General features: G+C 46.0%; 21 protein-coding genes. 17 read left to right on the plus strand and 4 right to left on the minus strand.

What is annotated here, in order from left to right; translation table 11 throughout:
- The first annotated feature begins 87 nt into the window (after positions 1 to 87).
- Positions 88 to 417 (plus strand): NadS family protein, encoded by a 330-nt coding sequence (gene nadS / locus EP58_RS07620; protein ID WP_052171403.1) that lies wholly within the window; start codon positions 88 to 90, stop codon positions 415 to 417.
- Between the two features lie 49 nt (positions 418 to 466).
- On the opposite strand, the gene EP58_RS07625 is transcribed toward nadS, so the two are convergent.
- Positions 467 to 805 (minus strand): DUF898 family protein, encoded by a 339-nt coding sequence (locus tag EP58_RS07625; RefSeq protein ID WP_036092048.1) that lies wholly within the window; start codon positions 803 to 805, stop codon positions 467 to 469.
- Between the two features lie 125 nt (positions 806 to 930).
- On the opposite strand from EP58_RS07625, the gene EP58_RS07630 reads away from it, so the two are divergent.
- The 11 genes from EP58_RS07630 (at position 931) to EP58_RS07680 (ending at position 11,557) form a co-directional block, all read left to right on the plus strand.
- Positions 931 to 1,410, plus strand: coding sequence for a hypothetical protein (locus EP58_RS07630; RefSeq protein ID WP_052164803.1), 480 nt, complete (start codon positions 931 to 933; stop codon positions 1,408 to 1,410).
- Between the two features lie 135 nt (positions 1,411 to 1,545).
- Positions 1,546 to 2,313, plus strand: coding sequence for an ABC transporter ATP-binding protein (locus tag EP58_RS07635; RefSeq protein ID WP_036092049.1), 768 nt, complete (start codon positions 1,546 to 1,548; stop codon positions 2,311 to 2,313).
- Entirely contained in the window at positions 2,300 to 4,279 is a 1,980-nt protein-coding gene (locus tag EP58_RS07640) for an FtsX-like permease family protein (RefSeq protein ID WP_036092050.1), read from the plus strand. The genes EP58_RS07635 and EP58_RS07640 overlap by 14 nt, the downstream gene beginning before the upstream one ends.
- A 57-nt stretch (positions 4,280 to 4,336) precedes the next feature.
- The gene (locus tag EP58_RS07645) at positions 4,337 to 5,014 is read left to right on the plus strand and encodes a response regulator transcription factor (RefSeq protein ID WP_036092051.1); all 678 of its coding nucleotides are present in this window, start codon (positions 4,337 to 4,339) and stop codon (positions 5,012 to 5,014) included.
- A 13-nt stretch (positions 5,015 to 5,027) separates the two neighbouring features.
- Complete coding sequence (locus EP58_RS07650; RefSeq protein ID WP_036092052.1) at positions 5,028 to 5,894, plus strand: NAD-dependent epimerase/dehydratase family protein; 867 nt, start codon at positions 5,028 to 5,030, stop codon at positions 5,892 to 5,894.
- 120 nt (positions 5,895 to 6,014) lie between these two features.
- On the plus strand, positions 6,015 to 6,461 hold the full coding sequence (locus EP58_RS07655) for a hypothetical protein (protein ID WP_036092053.1): 447 nt from the start codon (positions 6,015 to 6,017) through the stop codon (positions 6,459 to 6,461).
- Positions 6,462 to 6,498: 37 nt separating this feature from the next.
- Positions 6,499 to 8,229, plus strand: coding sequence for an adenine deaminase (ade, locus tag EP58_RS07660; RefSeq protein WP_036092054.1), 1,731 nt, complete (start codon positions 6,499 to 6,501; stop codon positions 8,227 to 8,229).
- 1 nt (position 8,230) lies between these two features.
- Positions 8,231 to 9,274, plus strand: coding sequence for a sensor histidine kinase (locus EP58_RS07665; RefSeq protein WP_036092055.1), 1,044 nt, complete (start codon positions 8,231 to 8,233; stop codon positions 9,272 to 9,274).
- Between the two features lie 6 nt (positions 9,275 to 9,280).
- Complete coding sequence (locus EP58_RS07670) at positions 9,281 to 10,381, plus strand: iron-containing alcohol dehydrogenase family protein (RefSeq protein ID WP_036092056.1); 1,101 nt, start codon at positions 9,281 to 9,283, stop codon at positions 10,379 to 10,381.
- A complete protein-coding gene (locus EP58_RS07675) occupies positions 10,378 to 10,872 on the plus strand; it encodes a GNAT family N-acetyltransferase (RefSeq protein WP_036092057.1) in 495 nt (164 codons plus the stop codon). The genes EP58_RS07670 and EP58_RS07675 overlap by 4 nt, the downstream gene beginning before the upstream one ends.
- Before the next feature lie 28 nt (positions 10,873 to 10,900).
- Positions 10,901 to 11,557: a DNA alkylation repair protein gene (locus EP58_RS07680; RefSeq protein WP_036092058.1), complete on the plus strand. Its 657-nt coding sequence runs from the start codon at positions 10,901 to 10,903 to the stop codon at positions 11,555 to 11,557.
- Positions 11,558 to 11,589: 32 nt separating this feature from the next.
- Here EP58_RS07680 and EP58_RS07685 read toward each other — a convergent pair whose 3' ends face one another.
- Complete coding sequence (locus tag EP58_RS07685) at positions 11,590 to 12,249, minus strand: RloB domain-containing protein (protein WP_036092059.1); 660 nt, start codon at positions 12,247 to 12,249, stop codon at positions 11,590 to 11,592.
- Complete coding sequence (locus EP58_RS07690; protein WP_036092060.1) at positions 12,250 to 13,587, minus strand: AAA family ATPase; 1,338 nt, start codon at positions 13,585 to 13,587, stop codon at positions 12,250 to 12,252.
- A gap of 156 nt (positions 13,588 to 13,743) precedes the next feature.
- On the opposite strand from EP58_RS07690, the gene EP58_RS17795 reads away from it, so the two are divergent.
- The 3 genes from EP58_RS17795 to EP58_RS07700 all read left to right on the plus strand — a co-directional run bounded on the left by EP58_RS17795 (position 13,744) and on the right by EP58_RS07700 (position 16,024).
- Entirely contained in the window at positions 13,744 to 13,869 is a 126-nt protein-coding gene (locus EP58_RS17795; RefSeq protein ID WP_255309551.1) for a hypothetical protein, read from the plus strand.
- A gap of 259 nt (positions 13,870 to 14,128) precedes the next feature.
- The gene (locus tag EP58_RS07695) at positions 14,129 to 14,635 is read left to right on the plus strand and encodes a flavodoxin family protein (protein ID WP_077917871.1); all 507 of its coding nucleotides are present in this window, start codon (positions 14,129 to 14,131) and stop codon (positions 14,633 to 14,635) included.
- Between the two features lie 75 nt (positions 14,636 to 14,710).
- Entirely contained in the window at positions 14,711 to 16,024 is a 1,314-nt protein-coding gene (locus EP58_RS07700; RefSeq protein WP_171002424.1) for an MFS transporter, read from the plus strand.
- Here the strand turns inward: EP58_RS07700 and EP58_RS07705 are convergent.
- Positions 16,016 to 16,915: a LysR family transcriptional regulator gene (locus tag EP58_RS07705; protein WP_036092062.1), complete on the minus strand. Its 900-nt coding sequence runs from the start codon at positions 16,913 to 16,915 to the stop codon at positions 16,016 to 16,018. The genes EP58_RS07700 and EP58_RS07705 overlap by 9 nt on opposite strands.
- A 321-nt stretch (positions 16,916 to 17,236) precedes the next feature.
- Between EP58_RS07705 and gltB the strand changes: the two genes are divergently transcribed.
- Together gltB and EP58_RS07715 are read left to right on the plus strand one after the other, a co-directional pair.
- Positions 17,237 to 21,835 (plus strand): glutamate synthase large subunit, encoded by a 4,599-nt coding sequence (gene gltB / locus EP58_RS07710; protein WP_036092063.1) that lies wholly within the window; start codon positions 17,237 to 17,239, stop codon positions 21,833 to 21,835.
- Between the two features lie 150 nt (positions 21,836 to 21,985).
- The gene (locus EP58_RS07715; RefSeq protein WP_036092065.1) at positions 21,986 to 23,455 is read left to right on the plus strand and encodes a glutamate synthase subunit beta; all 1,470 of its coding nucleotides are present in this window, start codon (positions 21,986 to 21,988) and stop codon (positions 23,453 to 23,455) included.
- Positions 23,456 to 23,608: the final 153 nt, after the last annotated feature.

Here is a 23,608-nt window from a genome sequence, read left to right on the forward strand (position 1 = left end):
AACCATTTACAAGCCGACAGGCTGTTATATGAAATTTTCAAAGAACAATTAAGAAGCTATAAACTTATTATACGAGGAGTGATGAACATGACAGAATTATTTGATTCTCTAGAAAGAGGGTTGAAACAAGCGGTTGCTCACGCGGATAATACGAAAAAAGCACGTACTAAAAAAATCATGATTACCGAACTTCCAACCTATACAGCGAAAGACATCAAGGCGTTTCGTCAAAAAGTGGAACTCACACAAAGCGCCTTTGCTGAATTGATGGGTATTTCTGTGAAAACTGTGGAAGCATGGGAAAGTGGTCGAAACAATCCAAACGGCTCAGCGTCTCGTCTCCTGCAACTAATTGAGGCGAATCCAGAAGTATTTATGGATGAATTGACGATAGATAACGAAGCGATTTTGCAGTGAGAAAAAGCCACGAGTTTATACCAAACTCGTGGCTTTATTGCTGTATAAATCAGTTTGCAAACGTTGTATTCCGTGCTTTCCAATCTTCCAGCTTAATGAAGACCCAGAAGGAGTAAATGCCAAGCGTGATGATAATAAGTAGCAGCCATTTAATCCAATTTCCAAATAAGCCAAATGCGGAGCCGTTGAATTGCATCCGGCGACCTTCGATAACGGTATGATTGATTTTCCAACCATAAATCATCGTTAACGCCCACGGATAACAAATGCCAAGCGTTAGCACTGTCACAATGATTCCGAGGATACTCCAACCGATAAATTGCAATAAACCACCATCAAAAAAAGAAGTTCGTCCGTTCTTCGTTTCATAAAAATCTTCTCGAGCCATGTTTTAGCCACCTTCCATATAGCTCTATTTTAACGCAAAAATTGAAAAATTGTCTAGATTAACCCTATCTTTCTTGTTTTATTCAAGGTACAATAAAGATAAGTCTGAATTTAAATGAGGTTTTAATGGTGACAGAAAATTTTGCAGAGAAAATTGCAAGTGGGGAAAAAGCGCAGTTTAAGGTGAATCATACGCTAGTTATTTCGAGTAGTCTGTTGTGGATTGCGATTGGGCTATTATTATATGTTGTTTTTGACCATGTGAAGGCGATTAATGGTACGGAAAAACTGATTTTACTGATTTTTATTGGTTTCATTGTTTTGCGTCCGTTGTTTCGATTGCTTAACTTGTCGCCAACGCTTGAGCTTTCCGCTGAGGGAATGGCTTATCGTGGGGATTTTCAAGCATGGAATCGTGTCGAGGAAGTGCGGGTGACGATGCCTTCGTTTAAACTTTTTTCACAAGGTAGAATGTTGGTCTATACGAAAATCAAGGATCAGCAGGAAATGGCGTGGGATATCGTAGCGGCGGATGTGAATATGCCACTTGCGGATTTGGAAATGTTGATCAACGAATGTATGGCGTTGTATAAGACAGAAGAATAAGAATAGAGGCTTTTCCTGATGTGTGACATGTCATGGAGAGCCTTTTTTGTAACTACATCTTAAGGTCAGGTGGGCATGTGTATGCTTTTAGTGTACAATGGATGAATAGAGATTTTGGAGCGGAGGTTTCGGTGAATGGGAGTTATTTTACAGGCAAAAAATGTGAGAAAAGTATATGGCTCGAAAAGTACGCTTTTTCCTGCGCTAAATAGTGTGAGTCTAGAGGTGCGTGAAGGTGAATTCGTTGGTGTAATGGGCCCGAGTGGTGCTGGAAAATCTACGCTATTGAACGTGCTGTCAACGATTGATAAAGCGACTTCGGGGAGTATCGAAATTGCTGGAAAACCGTTTGAGGATATGCGTGCGAAAGAGATGGCGATTTTTAGACGGGATAAGTTGGGTTTTATTTTTCAAGATTATAATTTGCTGGATACGATGACGATTAAGGATAATATCGCGTTGCCGTTGTCGCTTTCGAAGGTTAAGCCAAGTGAGGTGGAGGCGCGTGTGGCGGATGTGATGCGCCAGTTTGGGATTGCGGATTTGGCGGCGAAATATCCGAATCAGGTTTCTGGTGGACAGAAGCAACGGACGGCGGTGAGTCGGGCGATGGTGACGAATCCTGCACTGATTTTTGCGGATGAACCGACTGGAGCGCTGGATTCGAAGGCTGCGACGAATTTGTTGGAGAGCTTAGTCCAGGCGAAGGAAGTTCGGAATGCGACGATTATGATGGTCACCCATGATGCGTTTGCGGCGAGTTTTTGTGAGCGGATTTTGTTTATTAAGGATGGAGAGTTGTTCACGGAGATTTATCGTGGGACGGTGACTCGGAAGCAGTTTTTCCAGAAGATTTTGGATGTGTTAGCAATGCTTGGTGGTGGAATGAATGACACTATTTAATATTGCTTTTACGAACGTGCGCAAAAATTTCAGTCAGTTTTCGATGTATCTTGGTTCTTTGATTTTGAGTGTGTTGATTTATTTTACATTCGTTTCTCTGGCGTACACGAAAAGCATCGGCGTGATTTTTGAAAAATGGGGAATCGGTGGACAGGGCGTCTTTATGGCGGCTGCGATTGTGCTGATTTTGTTTGTAGCCTTTTTTGTTTTTTATTCTAGTAATTATTTTACGCGGAGCAGGAAGCAGGAATTGGGTTTGTACTCGTTGCTTGGGTTGCGTAAGGATCAAATTGGGCGCATTATTTTTTATGAGAACTTGATGATGCATGTCATGGCTGTCGTGTCGGGCATTGTGATTGGTGTCTTCTTTTCTAAATTTTTCTCGATGTTGCTGTTTCGGATTATGGATTTGTCGATCAATGGTGGCTTTACGTTTTCGGTGTCTGCGATTTTATCGACATTGTTTGTGTTCGGACTGATTTTGATTGTAACGACGGCGAATGGGTACTGGATTGTGTACCGGCATAGTATGGTGGAACTTTTTAAAGCGGATGTTCGGGAAAAAAATCCGGCGAAGGGTTCGCTGACGCTATCGATTGTGGGTCTTCTTCTGATTGGATTTGGTTATTTTTTGGCGACGAGATCGATTGAGGACTCTATTTTTTGGACGGAAGATTTTTTCTTTAGTTCGATGTTATTTGTCTTATTCGGCGTGATTTTGGGAACGTGGCTAGTATTGCGATTTTTGTTTCCGTATGTTGTGTATAAATTATTTTTGCGTAAGTCGTTTTTCTATAACGGAACGAATATTTTGACGCTGACGTGGCTGCGGTATCGGATGAAAAAAACGGCGGGGACGCTGACAATGATTGCGGTTCTCAGTGCGACAACATTAACGATTATTGGTGCGCTTAGTTCGATTTACACAAATATTATTTCTTTTGCGGAGAATTCGAATCCGAATAGTTATCAGACGGCTTGGAGTACTCAGACGCAACGAGAGAAAATTTATGATGTGATTCGTGAAAGTAAGTCGCATACACTGGTGTATCATGATACCGCAGATGTTTACAAAGGAAAGGTCATTGATAAGGTGGATGAGGATTTGCCAGCTGTGGATCAGCGGATGGATGAGTTTTCTGTGATGGGGCTATCGGATTACAATCGATTAGCGAGGAAATTAGATAATGATTCGCAACAAATAAAGCATTTAGAGGATGGAGAGGCTATTTTCCTTAGCCCGATTGGTCGGTTTGAGAATAAGAAGCGCGCTCATTTATGGATGAAGGATCCTTATACGGTGACTTTTAAGAATAACCCCACTAAATATAGTTTGAGAATAAAAGATATTTATCATCATGCGGTGTTCAATACAGATATGGTTTATTCTGCTTTGGTTGTGAATGATAGGCTTTATCAGGAGATTAGTCAGAAAACGATGCCGAAGCATATTGATATTTTCCAAGTGACAAATGAGGATAGGGCAGAGGTTTTAGATCAAAAAATCCAACAAATTGTGGGTGGAGATCCGTATGACTATAATAGGGAGTTGTCTAGTTTTTATTCGAATTATCACATGATGAGTACACTTATTGGTGTCATTATGTATATTGGCATGTTTATGGGCATTGTTTTTTTTGCGGCAACAGGGAGTATTATTTACTTTAAGCAAATTACGGAGGCGGTGGACGAGAGGCCTCGGTTTGAGGTGTTGCAGAAGCTGGGTATGAGCCAGAAAGAGGTACGTACCGTTATCGCTAAGCAGGTGTTGCCGGTGTTCTTGATTCCGCTGATTTTGGGGATTTGTCATAGTGTGGCGGCGATGATAGGTTTGTCAGTGAATATACTGTACAGCGTTGGTGCGCCAGTTGTGGTTAGTACGACGATTTATACGGTGTTTTTCATTGTTTATTATTTTGTCTGTGTGAACACGTATACGAAGATGGTGTCGAGTGGTGATGATTAACGTTTGAATGGTGGCCGAATTTTCTGTACAATGGAATGAGGCGAAGGAGAGATGAGCATGGTAAAAGTGTATATAGTGGAAGACGACATCGTTATTCGTGATACGATTCAAAAGCATTTGTCAAAATGGGGATTTGAGGTCGCGGTTGTGGTTGATTATAACAATATTTTGAATGAGTTTTTGGAAGTGGAGCCGCAATTGGTGATTTTGGATGTGAATTTGCCGTATTTTGATGGGTTTTATTGGTGTAATCAGATTCGTGAGGTGTCGAATGTGCCGATTATTTTCTTGTCGTCGCGGGATTCGCGGATGGATCAGATTATGGGCATGAACATGGGCGCGGATTATTATATTGAAAAGCCGGTCGATTTGGATGTGCTGATGGCGCGGATTAATGCGCTGATTCGTCGCACGTATTCGTATGTGGAGCTTGAGGAGCCGAACGTGATGGAGCATAATAATGTTTTCCTGCACATTGATACGAATACGCTGACTTATTTGGATGAAAAAGTGGAATTGACGAAAAATGAATTCTTGATTTTATACGAGTTATTGAAGCAAAAAGGACGAATTGTGAGTCGCGATGAGATTATGCGTGTGCTTTGGGAAGATGAGAGCTTTGTCGATGATAATACGCTGACGGTGAATGTTGTTCGGATTCGCAAAAAGTTGACGGAAATCGGTTTGGCAGACTTTATTACAACTAAAAAAGGTCAGGGATACATGATCGAGTAAGGGAGTGCTTCATTTGAAAATTCTAGTTTTTGGTGGAACCCGGTTTTTCGGTAAAAAATTGGTGACGCGGTTATTGGCGGATGGGCATGATGTGACGATTGCGACGCGCGGCAAGGCAACGGATGATTTTGGTGATGCGGTGAAGCGTGTGAAGATGAACCGGGAGTCTCGGGAGGCGTTGTTTTGTTTGGCGCAGGAGAATTGGGATGTGGTCTATGATAATATTTGTTTTTCGCCACAAGATGCGCTTTATTCGATTGCTGCTTTTCGCGATAAGGTAGGGAAATATGTGTATACGTCGTCGCTTTCCGTTTACCGGATGCGGGATCGGGCGTTAGTGGAAGCTGATTTTGATCCGTTTCATTATGAGCTTGTGACAGGATCGCGTGAGGATTTTGATTACGGGGAAGGAAAGCGTTTGGCGGAGGCGGTATTTTTCCAAAAGGCGAACTTTCCTGTTGTAGCGGTGCGTTTTCCGATTGTGCTGGGCGAGGATGATTACACGGGTAGACTTGAGTTTCATATCAAGCATGTGCAGGCGGGCGAAGAGATTGGCATGCCGAATGAGGAAGCAGAAATGGGCTTTATTTCTTCGGATGAAGCGGCGGATTTCTTATGTTGGGTTGGCACGAAGTCGGATATTGTCGGGCCAATTAACGCGACGAGTGATTCGGTGTACCGGTTGTCTGAGTTGATGGGCTTGATTGAGGATGCGACTGGGAAAACGGCAATCGTGGAAGAGATTACCGAGGATAACGACGATTCTCCTTTTGGCGTGGAAAAAACGTATTACTTGGATAATGCGAAGGCGAAAGAAGCAGGATTTGCGTTTCAGGATTTACACGAGTGGTTGCCGAAATTGATTGACGCAAAAATATGAGTATGTGAAAACAGGTGTCTGATGGTTAGGCGCTTGTTTTTATTTTTTTCGCGTTTTGTCCGTGGATTTAGTGTATAATAAGGCAGTGAAGAAAAATGAGAAAAAGGATGTGACGAAGGAATGCTTTCCTTTGAAGAGAAAAAGAAGATTATTGATGAATATACAGAATTAGAGGCACATCCTGTTTCCATGGGACGGATTAATTATCATTTCCCGGAGAGTGTGCGTGAAAAAAGAATCGCGGTCAATCATTTGCATCCGAACGGCAATGCGTTTGTGTATGCGCCTTATTTGGATGATGCAGACAAGAATGGTTTTGTTAACATTCGCGAGGCGACGGAAAGCGAGATTCGGGAATTGATCACGGGCGCCATCGCATTTATGAGTACGGATGGAGACGAGTTCGAAGAGGGTTACGAGGAAGCGTTTCGTGATGCGTATCGGACGGTTGTGATTTTGCGTTATGAGAACAAGATGTGGGCGATTTATTCGGATGATCATTTAGAGGCGATTTTCCCTTCTCGTGAAGCGGCAGATGGCTATTTGGCGGACGAAGGTTTTCAGTGAGTTAGAACCGAATGAGACGTGAAAGGGGGAAACGTTGATGCGGAAAGTAAAGCAATTGCAAGAACGGGTTGCGGTGAGTGATTTACGTGCTGCGGCGGATGTGGTGATTAAGAATGGCCGAATTGTGAATGTTTTTTCGGGTGAAATCATGGAGGGCGATGTCGCGATTAAGAGTGGCTACATCGTTGGGATTGGCGAGTTTGATGATGCGGCGGAATTTATTGATGCGCGGGGCCAGTTTATTGTGCCTGGTTTCATCGATGCGCATGTGCATGTGGAGAGCGCGATGGTGCCTCCTTCTGAATTTGCGCGGGTGTTGTTGCCAAATGGCGTGACGACGATTGTGACGGATCCGCACGAGATTGCGAATGTGGCGGGTGCAAAAGGTATTGAGTTTATGCTAGATGATGCGAAGGAATCACCGCTTGATATGTATGTAATGTTGCCGTCTTCGGTTCCTGCGACGCCGTTTGAACATAATGGTGCGACGCTTCTGGCGAGTGATTTACGCGCGCTTTACCAGCATGAAAAAGTGATTGGACTCGCTGAAGTGATGGATTTCCCTTCTGTGGCGAAAGGTCATGCAGATATGTTGCAAAAAATTGTGGACGCCGAACGGCATGGTGGTCGGATTGATGGGCACGGTGCTGGGCTTTCTAGGGCGGATTTGAATAATTATTTAGCGGTCGGGATTCGGACGGACCATGAGAGTACGACGGCAGTTGAGGCGATGGATCGGTTGCGCGCTGGGATGTTTGTCATGCTTCGTGAGGGCACGGTCGGTCGTGATATGATACATACGTTGCCTGCGGTGAATCCGAAGAATAGTCATCGGTTCTGTTTTTGTACGGATGATAAATTGATTGATGATTTGCTGGAAGAGGGCTCGATTAACTATAATGTGCGGCTCGCGATTGCGAATGAGATTGATCCAGTGATGGCGATTCAAATGGCGACGATTAATGCAGCGACGTGTCACAAGTTACCACATCTTGGTGCGGTTGCAGCGGGATATCAGGCGGATATTTTGTTTTTGCGTGATTTGGAAACGGTGACGATTACGAAGGTGATGAAGCGTGGTCATGTGGTTGTGGATGACGGTTTACGCGTGGAAGCGCTGTTTGAAAAAGCGGATCGTGCGTTTGAATCACCGGCGATTAGGCATTCGTTAAAGCCTGAGGATTTGAAGCTTGCGATGGGAAATAATACGGCGAATGTGATTGGTATGCAACCGAATAGTTTATTTACGGAGCATTTGGTGGAGACGGTGACGGTTCAAGATGGCGATTTTCAGACGTCGGTCGAAGAGGATCAGCTGAAAATGGTCGTTGTTGAGCGACATAAAGGCACGGGTTGTGTTGGCGTCGGAATTGTGAAGGGTTTTGGCATTAGGAATGGTGCCATTGCAACGACGGTCGCGCATGATTCACATAATATTGTGGCAGTAGGTTCGACGGACGCGGATATCATGGTGGCGATTGAGCATATTACAAAAATTGGTGGCGGAATTGCGGTCGTGAAAGATGGAAAAGTAGCGGCGGATTTGGCGTTACCGATTGCGGGACTTTTGAGTGTGCAGCCGTACGAGGAAATTCAGCACCAGTTAGGGCGTTTGAATGATGCGTTCCGTGATGTGAGTGCGAAACAAGGTTTTGATCCATTTTTGACGTTATCGTTTTTGACATTGCCAGTTATTCCGAATTTGAAGTTGACGGATCAGGGGTTATTTGATTTTAACAAGTTTGGGTTTATTGAAGTGGAGGTTTAACATGAATTGGTGGAGCTATGTGCGCGATAAGAAGTTTTTCTTGCTGTTCTTTGTGGTCGTGATGTTTTTCATTGGTGTGTTGCTTGCGGTTGATCCGAATAGTCAGTTGACGCTGGGCAATATTATTTATTTGTACGTCTTTATGTTGCTATTTTTGATTGCGTATTTGGTGCTCGGTTATTCGTTTAAACGCACGTATTGGAACGAAATGAAGGAATTGGTGGACGGCGAAATCGAGGAAAATATTCTGGAATTATTGCCAAAACCGCGGACGCGTGAGCAGGCTTTTTTCAATGAATTGATGCGTAAAAAACATCTGGAGGAGCAACGGGCGCTGACGGCATTGCGTGATAAGCAGCAGGAGTATCATGATTTTATTTTGTACTGGGTGCATGAGGTGAAAACACCGATTGTGGCGAGCAAAATGTTGATTAATAATCCGGATTTGAATGATCCTACGACGATTTATCGCGGGGTGGAGGCGGAGCTGGATTCGATTGATCGACTTGTGATGCAGGCGCTTTATTATTCGCGGTTGGATACGTTTGCGAAGGACTATTTCATTCAGGAAATGGCGCTTGCCCCTGTCGTTCGTGAGTGTGTGAAACGGCATTCGAAGCAGTTTATTTCGAAAAAAATGAAGCTTGATTTGGCGGAGATTAAGACGGATGTTCGCAGCGATAGTAAGTGGCTTGGTTTTATTTTGGATCAAGTGATGACGAATGCGCTGAAATATACGGATGCGGGTGGCGAAATTAAGATTTGGTGTGATGTGAGTGCCTCTGGCGGAACGGTGGCGCTTCATATTCGCGATACTGGTATCGGGATTAAGGAAGAGGATTTGCCGCGTGTGTTTGAGCAAGGTTTTACTGGAATGATTGGGCGGACGGAGAAAAAAGCGACGGGAATGGGGCTTTATTTAGCGCGCCAGATGTCTTGTAAGCTGGGACACAAAATCGCGATTTCGTCGGAACATGGTGTCGGTACGGAAATCGTGCTTACCTTCCAGCAAAAAGAGGATTATTTATTAATTGCAAAGGACTGAGGGCTTGTGGAGAAAAATTTGATTGTTCGCGGTGCGCCGCAGGAATTTGAATGTCGGGTTGGTGCTTGGGACGCGCTCGGTGAACATTTGGAACGTCGCGGGGTGAAGCGGGTTTTGGTGATTCATGGTGGCGTTTCTTGGGAGAAGGCGCGACGGTTTTTCCCTGATTTGACTGGTGTGGACGCGATTTTTGAGCCGTATGGCGGGGAATGTTCGTTTGAGGAGCGGGACCGGATGGTGGCGCTTGCGGAGACGGCGAATGTGGATGCGATTATCGGTGTCGGAGGCGGGAAAATTGCGGATTTGGCGAAAGCAGTTGCGGTTTATTTGGCGATGCCGGTCGTGATTTTGCCTACTTTGGCGGCGACGTGTGCTGCTTGGACGCCACTTAGCGTGATGTATGACGCGCGCGGGGAAATGTTGCAGTATGATATTTTTGCGCGGAGTAATGCGCTCGTATTACTTGATCCGATGGTGATTCTGGATTCGCCGATCGAATTGATGGTCGCGGGAATCGGGGATACGCTGGCGAAATGGTATGAGGCGGACGTGATTATTTCGCAGCTCGCGGAACGGTCTGTGGAGATTGATATTTCTCATTACACGGCAAAATTGTGTCGGGATATTCTGTTGGAATCGAGTGCGGCGGCGCTTGAGGCAATGCGTGACGGGAAACTGAGCGAAGCGTTTGTGAAGGTGGTCGAGACGAATATTATGGTTGGTGGCATGGTCGGCGGATTTGGCGATGATTACGGTCGGACTTCTGGTGCGCATTCGATTCATGACGCGTTGACGGTGCTTGACGCGACGCACCATTTGCTACATGGGAATAAGGTGGCGTATGGTGTTTTTGTACAGTTGATGATCGAGGGGCGGCCGGATGAGATTGTGGCATTGACGCCGTTTTATCAGGAATTGGGACTGCCGACGTGTTTGCATGATATGGGGCTGGACGGTTTGTCGGATGCGGAGTTGGTGCGCGTAGCAGAACGTGCGACGGCTGAGGATGAGACGATTCATTTGATGCCGGGCGTGATTACGATCGCAACGGTTTTGGGTGCGATCAAAGGTTTGGAAATTTTGATGGCGGAGGTGCGTGTTCGATGATTCTGATCGATGTCGCGAAAAACGGAGATGTAAATGGGATTCGTGAGGTGCTGGAGGCAAGTTTCCCAACGCATGCCGAAGCCGATTTGGTGGAAGCGATTGTGGCTTCGGAGCATTACGTCTCTGAACTTGCGCTCGTTGCGAAGGATGGCGCGGAGGTCGTTGGGTACAGTTTGCTGAGCGAGTGTTTTGTCGGGACGGAGCGGATTCTAGTATTAGCGCCAGTTGCCGTGAAACCCGAGTGGCAGTCGCGAGGCATTGGCGCGCAGTTGATTGAGGCTGGAATTGCCAAAGCAAAAACGACGAATTATAGCTGTATCAGTGTTTTGGGACACGAGACGTATTATCCACGATTCGGTTTTGAATTAGCGAAAAACTACCAAATCACGGCGCCGTTTGACGTTCCAGATGTGAATTTTATGGTGTATCCGCTCGGGGAAGCGATTCCGTCGGGAGTTGTACGTTATCCAGCGAGTTTTGATGTTGTATAAATAATGCGTAAGAAGGGATTTGTGTAAAATGGATAATAAGATAAAGCGCTCCCAAGAAGCAGAAAATATTTTAGCTCAGATCAATAGTCAAACGAAGCTGGGCGATTTAAGAAAAATCGCGAAGGACATCAAGAAAAATCACGAGCTCGCGATGGAACTTTGGTCAAGCGAAGCATTTTTGCCGCGACTATTAGCCATCTTAATTATGGACAAAAAACTTCTCACGCAAGATTTTCTAAATAAGCTGGATGAAGACATGCAGATGCACCCTTTTGATGAGCGGAATAATTTAATGGATTGGTTAATGGCTAATCAGCTCGCTAAAGACAAGAAAACAATCGCGTTGATGGCGTCGTGGGAAACCAGTTCTTCCGCTCTTCAAAGGCGAACTTTTTGGTATTATCAAGCGCGACTTAGATGGACTGGGCAAACACCGCCGGATAACACCGAGGACTTGCTAGCTGCATTGGAAACCACTATTATGCAGGAAGAGCCAGAAGTGAAATGGGCGATGAATTTTCTGGCAGGTTGGATAGGCGTTTATGATGAAACGAATCGCACGCGCTGCATGGAAATAGGCGAGAAAACAGGACTTTATAAAGATGAAGTAGTTTCAAAAGGCTGTACGCCGAACTATTTGCCAGAGTTTATTACGATGGAAGTTAATAAGCGGCGTGATAAGTAGGGTTGTTTGCAATCGGATAGCCCTTTTTCTACCTAGCCCCGACTAAGCCTCTGCAATTCCTTCACCAATAAATCCACATACGTGAAGGTTTCGCGGGTGATAAAATAATCCAGCAACTCCTCGTCGTTGAAATCGGGAAGTTCGGTTACATAGCGTTTCTTATCGCGCGTGCTACCGGACAGGATGATACGTCGGGATTTTTTTGCGTTGGCGCTGGCTGATCGTAAATTGTTGTAGAGTCGCCCGCGTTCTTTGACGTACCAGCGCTCTTTTTTTGTGTAGTCGCGAGCCACGGTTTTGTTCAGGGCGGCTTGGGAGATGAAGCGCTTGGTGTAGACGCCGTGGTACATGCAGAGCCAGACTTCGAAGCTGCGACCAGAAACGAACAGTTTGGCGTTTTCTCCAAGTTCAGCGAGATTGCGAATCTTTTTCTTAACGTATCGGAGGTTGGAGCGGTCTTCTGTGAAATCGAGATCGGTCACTATGAAAAATTTATCATCGGGATGAGCGCTGAATTTCAGCGCTTTTTTGAATTTTGTTTCTTGGGCGTGTGTGTAAATTTTGAGTTGGTAGTTTTTAAGTCTGCGTTGGAAAAGTAGTTTGAAATAGTGGGCTTCGCAGCTGTTTGGTTTGATGCCACCGCTGTCTTCGGGGATGAAGAGGTGGACTATTTTGCGGATTTCGCGGCTCATTTAAAACACCTCCGGAACGGCTCCAAAACGACCGTCTAAATAGAGATTTGTCCAATTGTGGTTGTCGTAGGTGATTTCATGGAATTCACTGAGGCTGAAAACTTCGCTGGCCTGGGTTTCGCGATCTTTCTGGATGAAAATGACTTGTTCTTTGGCAAAGCGATCGGGATTTAGCAGGAGCGGGTTATGGGAGGCGATTAGAAATTGTGCTTTTTTGTCGTTTTCTTGATGGATAAATTTGTTTAGTAGGCCTTCTTGGATTTTCGTGTGGTATTTGTTGTCGAATTCGTCGCTGATAAACAGGATTTCATGTTGCAACGCGTCGAAAAGCCGGATCGAACTTTCTAGGAATTTCTTGGTGCCATCGGATTCCATGCTCATGCTTAGCGGGTATTTCACGTCGTCCACGATATGCGCGGTGCTGATTTCAAAGCGGCGGTTTTTCTTGGTTGTTGCGATAAGTTGAGCTTTCACGTCATCGGAAAATGTGGCTTGTTCAATGGATTCGACGAGATTATCAGTCATGTCGGTGACGGAAAAATCTTGAATCGCAAAATCGAAATCGTAAAGGGTTTCTAGGATTTCTTGTTTGAAATCGCTATCTTTGTTGATTTGCTCGGCGAATGCTTCTAGGGAATCGCCGTCGAATTGCTTCGTTTGGAAGCCTTTGGTGACTTGGTTTGCGAGGGCTTCGGCGACTTTATAGGCAGGGGATGCGGTTTCTTTGCTGAAATAGGCTTTGTTGATGTCGTGAATGAGCATGGATAGGATGGATTTGTGCGTGATGTTTTCTTGTTCGATTTTAGCGAAAAGGCTTTTTAGTTGGGTGTTTTTTTTCGGAATTTGGCTTTTTAGGCGTTCAAAAACGATGATTGGCTTAGATAATGTTGTTTTGAGTATTTTTTTATACGTTAGGGATTCTGCTTGGATTTCTAAGGTGTCCGCGTCGATGGCGAGTTCGTAGGTGTATTGGATGTCTTGGTTTTCTTGGAAGTTAGTCTCGATAAAGGTGATGGTGAAGCGGCTGGTGGTTTCTTTTGTTGTGGAGAACTTGAAGGCGTTTGGTGTGATGTCAAAATCTGTTTTTTCGGTGTAGGTGTGGCTTTTTTGAATCATGGTGCGGATGAATTCGAAGGCGTAGAGTAGGTTGGTTTTGCCAGATGCGTTGGCGCCGTAAAGAATTGCGCCGTTTAGGATGCTGCGCTTTTTCTGGTTGTCGTAGTAGGTGTAGAGTGTGTTTTGGTTGAAAATATCGGCGGGGCTGTAGCTGTGATCTAGGGTTAGGCTTATTTGGTCGTGGATGGAAAAGAAGTTGCTGACGGTTATTTTGGAAAACATCGGATTCGTCTCCTGTCGTTTTTGTTTTATTATACCATCTGAGGAAAAAAGGAGTTAACAAAGATGGTTCCACCACGAAAACAAGGGATGAAACGACAATCACGAAAAAAGTCAAAAATGGTATTCAAGGCAACACAGAGCTGAAAGCAAGCGATAATGGTTGCAGAATGGGCACTGGCAAATGCGTATAAACAAATCGGTGAAGATGCGAAATCTACTGAAATGTTAGCGCGTTGCAAAGCTAATGTGCCGTATGGTATTATGCTACACAAAATGGCTTAAATCAAGGACTCATCAGGGAAACATAAATTCAAGCGTAAATATAGTATTGTTCGCAAGGCGTTTTCCTGATGAAGCGCCTTTTTTCGTGGTTTTAACGAAGGTTCCACACGAATTAGAAGCATTCACGCTTGCCTTGGAGTCCACTCCATGTGTTTTAATTTACAGGTAGAAGGTTGGAGGCGAGTTACAGAATGAACGCGAAATTACCTACAAAACTGCTCCAACTAAAAGAAACTGCTGAGTGGGGAGATTGTAAAATATGAAGAAAATAATCGCTTTTTCGGCTATGGCTGTAGTTGTGCTAGCTGTATGCGTTATCGTAGCTATAGATGCTAAAGGAGAGGACAAACAAATGAGTCATGTCAATTTATTTATCAATGCAAGTAAGAATCGGGACGGGAATACGGCAAGGTTAGCCAAGGAATATTTTGACGGGCAACCTTATAAGCAAGTTAATTTAGTGGATTATGACATCAAGCAACTTGGGCAAAATAGTGAGTCAGATGATTTTGAAAAGGTTCGTTCTGAGATTGAATCGGCTAAAAATATTGTGATTGGTACGCCTGTTTACTGGTCCGATATGACGGGGCTATTGAAAACGTTTATTGATCGACACGAGACGGTGGATACAAGATATGAAGGAAAAAATGTGAAGATTATTGTGCAAGGTTCTGGCCCCACGGAAGGGGAAATCGCAGCCATTTCGCATGTGTTAGAGCATTGGACGGAGCGGTTTAGTATGGAATATAAAGGAGTAATCAAATAACAAAATAGTAAACCTAACTGGTATTAACAGACGACCAAGCAAGGCAATATGAAAAATTGGAGTGAATGATACAAAGTGAAACAAGAAAAATTCGGCATGGTTTTGCCAATTACATTATTAGCATATTTTTTAATTTTGATGGATAATTCGATTATTTTTACGAGTTCTACGCAAATTGGGCAAAGCTTGGAGATGTCCGCGACTAATTTATCGTGGGTGTCCAATGCCTATACATTAACTTTTGGTGGGTTTTTATTATTGAGTGGTCGATTGTCAGATTTACTGGGACGCAAACGAATCTTTTTAATTGGCTTAACCATATTTGGCGTTAGTTCGCTGCTCATCGGTGTATCTCAAAATGCTACGATGATGATTGCTATGCGAGCGTTACAAGGTATAGGTAGCTCGATTATTGCGCCTACGACATTAGCTTTAATGATGGACGCGTATACGGGAAACATGCGGCAAAAAGCGATTTCTTATTATGGCGCGATGGCAGGCATTGGGGCGAGTGTGGGCTTACTAATCGGAGGAGCTCTGACCAGTTGGATTTCATGGCGAGCGGGGTTTCTAATTAATGTTCCTTTCACGATAGCGCTGATTTTCCTTACTTTGAAATGTGTTAAAAGTTCTCCAATGAGTATATCAAAAATCGACTATTTGGGAAGTTTATTATCGATACTGGGATTAGGAGGTTTTATTTTTAGTTTGACGGAAAGGAGCGCTGTCTTAATTGGGATTAGTATTCTTGTTTTAGTTGCTTTTGTTCTGCGGGAACGTGCCATTAAATTTCCTATTTTGCCATTGATGCTTTTCAAAAATCGAATTCGTTCTGGTGCTTACATCGTGCGCTTATTATTTATGATGGCGATGTTGCCGTATTGGTTTTTTGTGCCACAAGTGATGCAGAGTGAATTTCATTTTTCAGCGTTACAAGCGGGGCTAGGATTTTTTCCGCTGACCATTTTGAATTTTATCGTAGCGATGCAGTTACCGAAGTTGGTCGCTAAATTTGGCAATAATCGTATGTTAATGGTGGGCGAGGTCATCCTATTTATCGGCTTATTGTGGACGGCTTTATCGGATTTGAGTAATGGTTATTGGATCGCGATTGCCCTACCGATGTCTGTTATTGGTATCGGTCAAGGCTTGATTTTAGCGCCAGTCACATCAGCGGGGGTTCATGATGCGCCTAAGGAACTGGCTGGTGCTGCTAGTGGATTGACAAATACGATGCATCAAATCGGTGGGCCAATCGGACTTTCCATTATCGTGGCATCAACCGCCAATTTTCATATGGAAGTCGCCTTCATGACACTGTTTACTCTCCTTGCTGGCATCATTGTGGCGGTCATGATTTTAGGTGGAAGCAAGACGAAGCTAGATTGATTTATTGCTATCAAAATACCCCAACAAAAAATCACGGAACAGTGTCTCGGACGGCGACATGTTCCGTCTTTTTGTCGTGATAATCCCAACCGACCGCCGCAATTCCTGGTCCATCAACGCAATGCTTCGCGTCTCTTTAAATATCGCCCCATCCAATATCATCTCGGGCAAAATGCTGATGCCGAGTCCCGCGCCAACCAATCCTTGAATCGTGTGGAAATCGCGGCTTTGGAAAATCGTCTCAAGCTCAATGCCTTTCATCCGCGCCGTATCTTCCACTAAATGATACAAATCGAAATCTTGCGGGTATAAAATAAACTTCTCGTTCGCCAAATCGGCAAGCGCGACCGAATGTTTCCCAGCTAACCGATGCCCGCTTGGAACAATCAACTTCAACTTCTCATCAAAAAAACGATGTGGCATAATCTCGTCATCTTCTTCTGGAACCGGCGACAAAAACGTGATATCGAGCGCGCCGGTCACCAACATCTGCTTCAAATCACGATTCGAACCTTCCATAAAACGATACGTAATTTGCGGATACTTTTCCCGGAATGCGGAAATAACGGCGGGTAGCACTTTTGTGGCAATCGAGTTTGGTAGTCCGACGCGAATCTCGCCAATCGTTGGGTCGGCGTATTCTTCCACGATCGCCTGGGCTTTTTGCAATTCTTGGAGGCCGATTTTGGCTTGGCGCAAGAAATCCTGACCTACTGCTGTCAGCTGCATGTTGCGGCCAATCCGGTCGAACAGCTTTATTCCGAGCTCTTCCTCGAGTTTTGTTATCTGTCTACTGACGGCAGATTGGGCGACGTGTAAATTTTCCGATGCTTGGGTCATGTGTTCGACGCGCGCGACTTCGATAAAGTACTTTAATTGTCGTAATTCCATTGCTTGTCTCCAATCTATCTCGAAATGAGATCGTTTTATTCTATTATATATATTGTTTCGATAAATGAAAAGCATTAGAATAGATATTACACCAAAACGTTACAAACTAGAAATTAATGGGTAGAATATAGAACGGCGCGGGATACATAACCAGAGCGCCGACAAATGCTTAGTTTCTAGGCAAAGGAGAGTACCGAAGCGGAGCGTACGATTGTACGTGAGCATCGGAACGGAAGCTTTAACGACGAAAATGAGTATTTGTCGGTGCTCTGGATGAATTATCTGAACTCTTGAAAAATTGCGGTACGAGGAGGAATTAGGATGAAACAGACGAATATGCCTGAAAAACATGGCTTGTATGATCCAAAAAATGAACATGACGCTTGTGGTATTGGTTTTGTGGCGAATATTAAAGGGCGTTCTTCGCATAAAATTGTCGAGCAGGGAATTCACATGCTTTGTCAGCTGAAACATCGTGGCGGGGAAGTTGGCGGGGATACGGGCGATGGTGCGGGGATTCTTCTGGAAATTTCGGATGATTTCTTCCGTGATGCGTGCGCGAAAATCGATATTGTATTACCTGAAAAGTATCATTATGCTGTCGGGATGTTTAATTTCCCACAAAATGCCGACCAACGCAAAATTCTGCAGGCGGCGACGGAGTGTTTTATTGAGCAGGAAGGTCAGGACTTCTTGGGTTGGCGTAAGTTGCCGACGGACGTGACGAAAGTTGGGCTTGGTGCGCAAAAAACGGAACCGGCTGTGTATCAACTTTTTATCGCGAAGGATGAGGCGCTGGATGAGGAAGCTTTTGAGCGGAAATTGTACTTAATTAGGAAACAAGTGGAGCGTTTTGCGGTGGGCGATGCACGGATTACGGAAACGTTTTATGTGCCGAGTTTGTCGACGCGGACGGTTATTTTTAAAGGGATGTTGACGCCGGAACAGATTAATCAGTATTATTTGGACTTGGCGGATCCTGCTTATACGTCGGCTTACGCGCTGGTGCATTCGCGTTTTAGTACGAATACGTTTCCGAGTTGGGAACGGGCGCATCCGTATCGTTATTTGATTCATAATGGGGAAATTAATACGCAGCGTGGGAATCTGAATTGGATGAAGGCTCGTGAGAAACGTGCGGAATCGGATTTGTTTGGCGCGGATTTGGCGAAACTTTTGCCGGTTATTGATGAAAGTGGAAGTGACTCGGCGACGCTTGATAATGCGCTGGAATTCTTGGTGCAAACGGGGCGGACGTTGCCTCACGCGGCGATGATGTTGATTCCGGAGCCTTGGGATAAAAATAAGGCGATGACGGATCCGAAACGGGCGTTTTATGAGTATCACAGTACGCTGATGGAGCCTTGGGATGGGCCGACGTCGATTTCGTTTACGAACGGGCGCGTGATTGGGACCATTTTGGATCGGAATGGGTTGCGTCCTGCGCGTTATTATGAGACGAAGGACCACACGATTATTTATTCTTCGGAGACGGGTGTTGTGCCTGTGGAATCGGAGGAAGTGATCCGCAAAGTGACGGTTGGCGCGGGTACGATGTTGTTGATTGATTTGGAAAAAGGCGAGATTATTTCGGATGATGTGATTAAATCGGAGTTGACGACGGAAAAGCCGTATCGTGAGTGGCTGGACGCGGAATTGACGGAGATTGGGACGTTGACGGAAAAAGATCGTTTGGAATATATTTCATTGAATAAGAAGGATTGCTTCAAGTTGCAGCGGGCGTTTGGTTATACGCAGGACGAGTTGAGCAAAATCTTGATTCCGATGGTGACGGAGAAAAAAGATCCGATGGGGGCGATGGGTTACGATGCGCCGCTTGCCGTGCTTTCTTTCCGACCGCAGCTGTTGTTTAACTATTTCAAGCAGTTGTTTGCGCAGGTGACGAATCCGCCGATTGATGGTTTGCGCGAGGAGTCGGTGATTTCGACGATGACGTTGCTTGGAAATGAGGGCAATATTTTAAATCCAACAGCTGAAAATGCGAACCGAATCCGTTTGGAGACGCCGATTTTGTCTCGGAAACAGTACGCTTCGATTGCTTTACAGAAGAAATTTGCGAAACCGACCGCGTTCATTAATGCGTTGTTTAAAGCGGAGGAAAAGGAGAATTTGGCGGCAGTGCTGGATCGACTTTTTGCGGAAGCGGATGCGAAAATTGAGGCTGGCGCGGAGTTGCTCGTGATCACGGATGACGGCACGAACGATGAATTTATCGGGATTCCGGCACTGCTTATGACGAGTGGACTGCATCATCATTTGGTGAAACGTGGGACGCGGATGAAGGTGAGCTTGATCGTGAAAACGGCCGAGGCTCGCGACGTGCATCATTGTGCGATGTTGGTTGGCTACGGTGCAGACGCGATTTTCCCATATTTGGCGATCGATGTATTTACGAATTTGATCAAAGACGGTCGAATTAAAGGTTTTACAGCCGATGAGGCGGAGTCGCGCTATATTGAGGCGATTACAGATGGAATTTTGAAGGTTATGTCGAAAATTGGCATTTCTACTGTGCAAAGTTATCGGGGCGCGCAGATTTTTGAAGCGATTGGCATTGGCAACGATGTGATTGCGGATTACTTCCCAGGAACGGCGTCGCAACTTGGCGGGATTCCACTGGAAGTCATTGCGCAGGAGTCGTGGTTGCGTCATCGCGAGGCGTTTCACGATATCGGTTTCCAAGAATTCACGCTGAACACGGGTGGCGAGTATCAATGGCGCTCGAACGGCGAATATCACGTTTTCAACCCGCTCGCGATCCATTCGTTGCAACAGGCGACGCGTGAAAACAATCGCGAAACGTACGATCTATACTCGGATTTAATGCAGAATCAAAATAACGCTTTCCTTCGCGGTTTGCTGACATTCAATTCGCATGGTCGCAAGCCGATTCCTATCGAAGAAGTCGAGCCTGCCGAAGCCATTTTCAAGCGGTTCAAGTCGGGCGCGATGTCTTACGGATCAATCAGTCAGGAGGCGCATGAGTCGTTAGCGATTGCGATGAACCGAATTGGTGGGAAAAGCAACAGCGGGGAAGGCGGCGAAAATCCAGACAGGTTCGAGCGTGATGCAAACGGCGATTGGCGTCGGAGTGCGATCAAGCAAGTTGCATCTGGACGATTCGGCGTAACGAGTCACTACTTGGTGAATGCGGACGAGCTGCAAATCAAGATGGCACAGGGCGCGAAACCAGGCGAGGGCGGTCATTTGCCAGGCGAGAAAGTGTATCCGTGGATCTCGAAAACCCGCGGATCAACGACGGGCGTAGGGCTCATCTCTCCACCACCACATCACGATATCTATTCCATAGAGGATTTATCCCAACTCATTTTTGACTTGAAAAATGCCAACAAGGACGCGCGGATCAACGTGAAACTCGTATCGAAAACGGGAATCGGCACGATCGCAGCGGGTGTTGCGAAAGGATTTGCCGACGTGATCTTGGTCAGCGGTTATGAAGGCGGAACGGGCGCGGCGGCGCGGAGTAGTATTCGCCATACGGGTGTTCCGTGGGAAATCGGTTTGGCGGAGACGCACCAAACGTTGCTACTAAACGGTTTGCGGAATCAAGTAGTCGTGGAAACAGACGGCAAACTGATGACCGGAAAAGACGTGTTAGTTGCTGCCATGCTCGGCGCGGAAGAATACGGTTTTGCGACGGCGCCGCTTGTGACGCTAGGTTGCGTGATGATGCGCGTGTGCCATATGGATACGTGTCCCGTCGGAGTGGCGACGCAGAACCCAGAACTTCGTAAAAAATTCGGTGGTTCCGCGGATTACGTCGTGAATTTTTTCAACTTTATTGTTGCTGAAATGCGCGAAATGATGGCCGAACTTGGCTTCCGCAGCCTCGAAGAAATTATCGGGCACAAAGAATATTTGGAGACCCATGAACGCAAGGAATCGCATTGGAAAGCGAAACATCTCGACTTTTCCAATATGCTTTATATGGATGACTTTTACAAAAATCAAGTCCAATTCTGCACGAAAGAACAAGACCATAAAATTGAGCAAACGCTGGATATGCGTGATTTGCAAAACGTTGTGGCGCCTGCGATAGAACGCGGTGAGAAAGTCACTGGACGCTTCCCAATTCGCAATATTGACCGCGCAGTTGGTACGATTACTGGCTCTTATATCAGCAAGAAATACGGCGCGGCTGGCCTCCCAGAAGACACGATCGACCTAACCTTCACGGGTGCGGCTGGTCAAAGCTTCGGCGCCTTCGCCCCAAAAGGAATGACGCTACGCATTGAAGGCGACGCGAACGATTACTTCGGAAAAGGGCTATCTGGCGCGAAACTCATCGTATCTCCAGACGCCAAAACACCAATTGTAGCGCATGATTCCGCGATTGTCGGAAACGTAACGCTTTACGGTGCAACAGACGGCGAAGCATACATTCACGGAAAAGCCGGTGCTCGTTTTGCCGTTCGTAACAGTGGCGCAGACGTGGTTGTCGAAGGAATTGGCGATAACGGTTGCGAATATATGACTGGCGGAACCGTGGTTGTCCTCGGCGAAACCGGCGAGAATTTTGCAGCAGGGATGTCCGGCGGTGTGGCCTACGTTTACGCCCCAGACCAAGCCCATTTCAACGCAAAAGTGAATCCAGAACTCGTGACGTGTCGCGGGATTACGACACCGCGCGAGGAACGGAAACTACGCGAACTCGTGGAAAATCATGTGCGCTATACCGACAGCGAATTCGCCCGCAAACTACTTGCAAACTGGGAACGCGAAATCCTGAATTTCGTCTACGTCATCCCGAACGAATTTGAAATCATGCTAACCCGCATCGAAAAACTAGAAGGCGAAGGCCAAACCCACGATGCCGCGGAGTTACAGGCGTTTTATGAGCATAAAAATAGGAAGCTGAATCCGCTCGTTCAGCTCTGAAAAAAACTGGAGCGGCCGCAGTGAAAACCCGATTTTGGTTTTTGCGGAGGGCGTGAAGTTTTCGAAGAGCTAGCGGATGAAGCTAGACTGCGAACACTTGAAAGAGGCGCAGAGCTCAGAAAAATTTCAAAAAAAGGAGCTGAAAAAACAATGGGAAAACCAACTGGATTTATCGAATATGACCGAATTCCAAGCCCAGTCCGCGACCCACTCACACGGACGCGCGACTGGAACGAATACAATTTGCCAATGCCCGTCGCCGATTTACAGATCCAAGCCGCGCGTTGCATGGATTGCGGCGTACCATTTTGCCATACCGGCGAAGAAATCAAAAACGGCGTATCTGGCTGCCCGCTACACAACTTGATTCCCGAGTGGAACGACGCCGTGTACCGCGGAGAATGGCGCGAAGCCTTAGATCTTCTTTTAAAAACAAATAACTTCCCAGAGTTCACCGGCCGCGTTTGCCCAGCACCATGCGAAGGCTCCTGCACCGTCGCGATTTCCGAGCCAGCAGTCGGCATTAAATCCATCGAAAAAGCGATTATCGACCGCGGTTTTGAAGAAGGCTGGATCAAAGCCCAAGCGCCGCAAAAACGAACTGGAAAACGCATCGCCATTGTCGGCTCCGGCCCAGCAGGACTCGCGTGTGCCGACCAATTAAACAAAGCCGGCCACAATGTCACGGTTTTTGAAAAAAGCGACCGAATCGGCGGCCTGCTCATGTACGGCATTCCGACGATGAAACTCGAAAAAGACTCGATTAACCGTCGCGTCAATCTAATGGCCGAAGAAGGCGTCGAGTTCGTGACCAATGTCGAAGCCGGAAAAGACATCACGATGGCACAACTAAAAGCAGAATACGATTCCGTTGTGCTAGCAACCGGCGCTGGAAATGCCCGCGACGTCAAGCTTCCAGGCCGCGACGCAAAAGGCATCCATTTCGCCGTCGACTACCTCACGCAAAGCATCAAAGACAACCTCGACAACAAAGGCGTTCAAACCATGTCCGCAGAAGGCAAAAACGTGATCGTCATCGGAGGCGGAGACACAGGCGCGGATTGCGTCGCGACAGCTCTACGACAAGGCGCGAAAAGCATCTATCAATTCGGCCTGCGCGACAAACTGCCAGACATGCGTGCCATCCAAAATCCGTGGCCACAATTCCCGAAAGTATTCCAAATGGATTACGCACACAGCGAAGCCCAAGCGGTTTACGGCGAAGACCCACGTCAATACTTAGTCAGCTCCACCGAATTCATCAAAAACGAAAAAGGCGAACTCACAGGATTGCGCACTATCGACGTTGACCACGTAGACGCCGAACGCAACCTCCACGAAGTTCCAGGCTCCGAGAAAATATGGGACGCGGACATGGTGCTCATCGCGATTGGATTCGCCGGAGCGACGCCATCCGTTTTTGAAGATTTCAAAGTAGGCAAAACAAAACGCCACACGATTGAAGCCGCGAAAGGTTTTTACCGTACTGACGTAGAAGGAATCTTCGCATGCGGCGACGCAAGATACGGTCAAAGCCTAGTCGTGACCGCAATTAACGAAGGACGCGAAGCCGCACGAGAAGTAGATTTCTACCTCATGGGCGAGACGTTTCTACCATAATAACCAAAGAAGGCTCAAAAATCTGTCGATGCTCAGTAGCGCAAAAACTACAGGACATCGACAGATTTTCTTTATTAACTGGTATGACAGGGGTTAGGCGAGTTTTACGACAAATGAAAGCAACGCCAGATTAGCAAAAAAGACAATTTTGCT

The sequence above is a fragment of the Paenilisteria newyorkensis genome, from assembly GCF_000766145.1.
Lineage (GTDB): Bacteria > Bacillota > Bacilli > Lactobacillales > Listeriaceae > Listeria_A > Listeria_A newyorkensis.

Excerpts from the sequence above, each read along its gene's own strand:
- EP58_RS07665 (WP_036092055.1), top strand. The coding sequence starts at position 8,231 with ATGAATTGGTGGAGCTATGTGCGCGATAAGAAGTTTTTCTTGCTGTTC.
- EP58_RS07715 (WP_036092065.1), top strand. The coding sequence starts at position 21,986 with ATGGGAAAACCAACTGGATTTATCGAATATGACCGAATTCCAAGCCCA.
- EP58_RS07675 (WP_036092057.1), top strand. The coding sequence starts at position 10,378 with ATGATTCTGATCGATGTCGCGAAAAACGGAGATGTAAATGGGATTCGT.
- EP58_RS17795 (WP_255309551.1), top strand. The coding sequence starts at position 13,744 with ATGGTTGCAGAATGGGCACTGGCAAATGCGTATAAACAAATCGGTGAA.
- EP58_RS07655 (WP_036092053.1), top strand. The coding sequence starts at position 6,015 with ATGCTTTCCTTTGAAGAGAAAAAGAAGATTATTGATGAATATACAGAA.
- EP58_RS07680 (WP_036092058.1), top strand. The coding sequence starts at position 10,901 with ATGGATAATAAGATAAAGCGCTCCCAAGAAGCAGAAAATATTTTAGCT.
- ade (WP_036092054.1), top strand. The coding sequence starts at position 6,499 with ATGCGGAAAGTAAAGCAATTGCAAGAACGGGTTGCGGTGAGTGATTTA.
- EP58_RS07705 (WP_036092062.1), bottom strand. The coding sequence starts at position 16,915 with ATGGAATTACGACAATTAAAGTACTTTATCGAAGTCGCGCGCGTCGAA.
- gltB (WP_036092063.1), top strand. The coding sequence starts at position 17,237 with ATGAAACAGACGAATATGCCTGAAAAACATGGCTTGTATGATCCAAAA.
- EP58_RS07625 (WP_036092048.1), bottom strand. The coding sequence starts at position 805 with ATGGCTCGAGAAGATTTTTATGAAACGAAGAACGGACGAACTTCTTTT.
- EP58_RS07685 (WP_036092059.1), bottom strand. The coding sequence starts at position 12,249 with ATGAGCCGCGAAATCCGCAAAATAGTCCACCTCTTCATCCCCGAAGAC.
- EP58_RS07690 (WP_036092060.1), bottom strand. The coding sequence starts at position 13,587 with ATGTTTTCCAAAATAACCGTCAGCAACTTCTTTTCCATCCACGACCAA.
- nadS (WP_052171403.1), top strand. The coding sequence starts at position 88 with ATGACAGAATTATTTGATTCTCTAGAAAGAGGGTTGAAACAAGCGGTT.
- EP58_RS07645 (WP_036092051.1), top strand. The coding sequence starts at position 4,337 with ATGGTAAAAGTGTATATAGTGGAAGACGACATCGTTATTCGTGATACG.
- EP58_RS07695 (WP_077917871.1), top strand. The coding sequence starts at position 14,129 with ATGAAGAAAATAATCGCTTTTTCGGCTATGGCTGTAGTTGTGCTAGCT.
- EP58_RS07640 (WP_036092050.1), top strand. The coding sequence starts at position 2,300 with ATGACACTATTTAATATTGCTTTTACGAACGTGCGCAAAAATTTCAGT.
- EP58_RS07630 (WP_052164803.1), top strand. The coding sequence starts at position 931 with ATGGTGACAGAAAATTTTGCAGAGAAAATTGCAAGTGGGGAAAAAGCG.
- EP58_RS07635 (WP_036092049.1), top strand. The coding sequence starts at position 1,546 with ATGGGAGTTATTTTACAGGCAAAAAATGTGAGAAAAGTATATGGCTCG.